The organism is Streptomyces kebangsaanensis, from assembly GCF_001906585.1.
GTDB lineage: Bacteria > Actinomycetota > Actinomycetes > Streptomycetales > Streptomycetaceae > Streptomyces > Streptomyces kebangsaanensis.
On the sequence record NZ_JUJA01000029.1, the window covers coordinates 1 to 3,479 of the forward strand.

General features: G+C 68.8%; 3 protein-coding genes and 1 pseudogene. 3 read left to right on the forward strand and 1 reads right to left on the reverse strand.

Annotated features, from left to right (window positions below):
* The 3 genes and pseudogenes from RH94_RS42055 to RH94_RS02650 all read left to right on the forward strand — a co-directional run.
* A partial coding sequence (locus RH94_RS42055) for a hypothetical protein (protein WP_234425489.1) occupies positions 1-184 on the forward strand: 184 nt, incomplete at its 5' end.
* A 259-nt stretch (positions 185-443) separates the two neighbouring features.
* On the forward strand, positions 444-1,823 hold the full coding sequence (gene ltrA / locus RH94_RS02645) for a group II intron reverse transcriptase/maturase (protein WP_073946045.1): 1,380 nt from the start codon (positions 444-446) through the stop codon (positions 1,821-1,823).
* 257 nt (positions 1,824-2,080) lie between these two features.
* Positions 2,081-2,759, forward strand: a pseudogene (locus RH94_RS02650) (transposase); the annotation flags it as partial.
* Between the two features lie 70 nt (positions 2,760-2,829).
* Here RH94_RS02650 and RH94_RS02655 read toward each other — a convergent pair.
* The gene (locus tag RH94_RS02655; protein ID WP_073946051.1) at positions 2,830-3,363 is read right to left on the reverse strand and encodes a transposase; all 534 of its coding nucleotides are present in this window, start codon (positions 3,361-3,363) and stop codon (positions 2,830-2,832) included.
* Positions 3,364-3,479 lie beyond the last annotated feature (116 nt).

The following is a 3,479-nucleotide window of genomic DNA, read 5'->3' on the forward strand; positions in this document are numbered from 1 at the left end:
CGGCGTCGAAGCCCAGCGTCAAAGGCCCTGTAAAGGGGGAGCGACGATACGGTCCGTAGCATCACGCGAAGCCTGCGGCGTCGTTACTCAGCCATCCTTTCGGGTGGAACGAGGGAGTGCCGAGCCCTTCGAAATCGGGGTGAAGGCCATGGAAGCGGTGAAGATCCTGGACGGGCAGCCGTGAAGGACTCCCCGGCGTATGGGGCGCGGAACGTATCGAGGGTGGCGGCGGGAACTGGGGAGGCCCTCCCTGGCCCGGTGACCTGCGGAGAATCGTCGCCGGAAGCTGCGCGTCCTATAACCGGTGATCCCGGGAAGTGGGCGTGAGCCGGGTGGGCGTCGGAGGTGGCCGTAGTACTGCTTGAGCCGAGGAGACAGCACAACTCCCGGTGAGGGAAGGGCCACTGCTTCGTCGGTGCGTCATGGTGACAAGGAGGGGCCCGGTGAGTGCCCATATGGCTAGTCCCGCCGTCGGGGGACGTTCTCCCTCGGACAAGGTCCGCGCTTTGCAGCATGCGCTTTACCGGTCGGCCAAGGCCGATCCCGGACGGCGGTTCCACGCGCTGGGAGACAAGATCCACCGCAGGGATGTGCTCCGGCGTGCGTGGGCCATGGTGCGTGCCAACAACGGCGCACCGGGCATCGACCGCACCACCCTGGCCCAGGTTGAGGAGTACGGCATCGACCGTCTTCTCGACGAAGTGACCGACGAGTTGGGGCGGGGACAGTATCGTCCCCAGCCCGCCCGCCGGGTGTTCATCCCCAAGCCGGGGGTGAAGGACGAGCGCAGGCCGCTGTCCATCCCGACGGTTCGTGACCGCATCGTGCAGGCGGCGATGAAGATCGTGCTCGAGCCGGTCTTCGAGGCCGACATGCTGCCGTGCAGCTTCGGGTTCCGCCCGAAACGCTCGGCGCACGATGCTCTGCAGGTGCTCATCGACGAGCACCATCGGGGCAGGCGGTGGGTGGTGGAGACGGACATCGCCGAGTGCTTCTCGGCGATCCCGCATGAGGAGTTGATGCGCGCGGTCGAAGAGCGCATCTGTGACCAGTCTGTTCTCAGGCTCCTGCGGCAGATCCTGCGGGCCGGGGTGATGGAGGACGGGCAGGTGCGGCGGCCGGTGACCGGGACCCCGCAAGGCGGTGTGATCTCACCGTTGATGTGCAACGTCTATCTGCACCGGCTGGACCGGGCATGGGACGAGCACGACGGAGTCCTGGTCCGTTACGCCGACGACCTGGTCGTGATGTGTTTCTCCCGCAGTCAGGCCGAGCGGGCACTCGCCCGACTGGCCGCACTGCTGGGGGAGTTGGGGCTGAGGCCGAAGGAGTCCAAGACGAGGATCGTGCACCTGATGACGGACGGGGAAGGCTTTGACTTCCTCGGGTTTCACCATCGTCAGGTCCGCTCCCGGGGACTGCGCGGACGCCGACGCGTCGACTTCCTGGCCCGCTGGCCCTCGGACAGGGCGATGCAGCACGCCCGCGACCGGATCCGGGAGATCACCGCCCGGCGCCGGCTTCCGCTGCATCCCGAAGCGATCGTGGGGGATGTGAACCTGTTCCTCCGCGGGTGGATGGCGTACTTCCGGTACGGCCATTCCGCCCGCCGCTTCAGCAAGATCGGAAGGTTCGCGCGGGAACGCGTCGCGCACTTCATCAGCAGAAAGCACCGGCGCAGCCGGGCCTTCGGCTGGTGGGTGCTGACCGTCTCGTCCCCGAATGAACTTGGCCTGATCAGCCCGTATGGAACCGTCGTGGCACCCAGGGCCGGAAAGCCCTGGCGGGAGAGGCCGAATGCCGTCGGTGAACGGCGTCGGTGAGCCGTGTGCGGGAGAACCGCATGCACGGTTCGAAGCGGCGGGGGCTGGAAACGGAGCGGAAGCACTCCGCCACCGCGCCAGCCCCCGACCCTACAGCTTGGCGTTTAACCTCGCCGGTTCACTCGACCCGCTGATCTCGTGTTCTTCGAGGGACAGCAGGGCGGCCGTTCTTCACGCTTCGAGGTGTCGAGCAATGTCGCGTGAAGGAACGGCCGCTGGTGAAGAGTCTCGCTCCTGCAGGTCCCGCCGACGCCGCACTGGGCGTCCTGTCCCACTTTCGTGTCGATTTCTACGACTGCCTGTACAGCCGCGCGGACTCGCTCTTCGAGCTCACCGACGCGGTGCTGTGCGCGGACGGACCGGTGAAAACCCTGGTCGAGCTCTCCTTGGCGGTCGAGCGCCGGCGCGGGCACGGTGCGCTGTACGCGGCCCTGGACCGTGGCTGGCGGGAACCGACACGGTCGCGCCGCGCGGCTGGCGAGCCTGCCGCTGCCGAAGGCGGCCGACGGGCGGATCGTGCTGGCGGTGGACGTGTCGCACTGGCTGCGACCCGACGCTCCCACCAGCGGCGACCGGCTCTTCTACCATGTCTACGGACGCGGCGACCGCGGCTCGGACCAGCTGGTGCCCGGCTGGCCCTACTCCTTCGTCGCGGCCATGGAGTCCGGGCGCCCCTCCTGGGTCGCTCTCCTGGACGCGGTCCGCCTGGGCCCGGCCGACGACGCGACCACCGTCACCGCCGCCCAATTCCGCGATGTCATCGAGAGGTTGACGATCGCAGGCCACTGGAGACCAGGCGACCCGGACATCCTGATCGTGATGGACTCCGGCTACGACGTCGCCTACCTGACCCACGCCCTCACCGACCTGCCCGTCGTGCTGGTCGGGCGCCTGCGCTCGGACCGGGTCATGCTCCGCGACCCCGGCCCCGCCCGGGTCCGCCGGGGGTTTCGCAACGTCCGCGCGACGGCGGCGAGGCTGTCGCACAACTCCTCCCCGGTGAAGGTCAAGAGCGAGTTCTGGCCGTGTGGCTGAGCAGCTTGTTGAGGTTGTGGACCGTGCCGAGGAGCTTGATCTCGGCGTCCACGGCCGGGCGGCCGCGGTAGTTGAGGTGGCGCCCGAATCGCTGGAAGAGCTGGGCGAATCCCGGCTCGACCAGGGCACTGCGTTGCCGGTACTGGACCCGACCGGCTGGGGTGGCGAGGCGGGCGGCCATCGCGTGCTGGCCGGCGCGGGCGTGTTGGCGCTTCGCGGAGAACCCTGCCTGGTGGGCTTCGCTGGTGACCAAGACCAGCAGCGGGAGGTCGGCGAGGGCCTCGAAGGCGGCGGTGGAGGCGTATCCGCTGTCGGCGAGCCAGAGCCGGATGCCACCGGGAAGCCCGGCGGCTTGGTGGTTGTGCCGGGTCTTGGTCACCATCGGGACGAGGGCCGTGGTGTCCGAGGGATTGTCGTGCACCTCGATGGCCAGCAGGAGCTGGCGGCGGGCGCACGCGATCTGCAGGTTGTATCCCTGCAGGTAGCCGCCGCGTTTGCTGAGCATCAGCCGGGAGTTGGGGTCACTCAGGCAGGCACGGGACTCCGGTGAGGGGACCGGTCGGGGGTGCGGGCTCGCTCCAGCCAGGCCCGCGCCTTTACCAGCCGGGCCCGCTGCCGCAC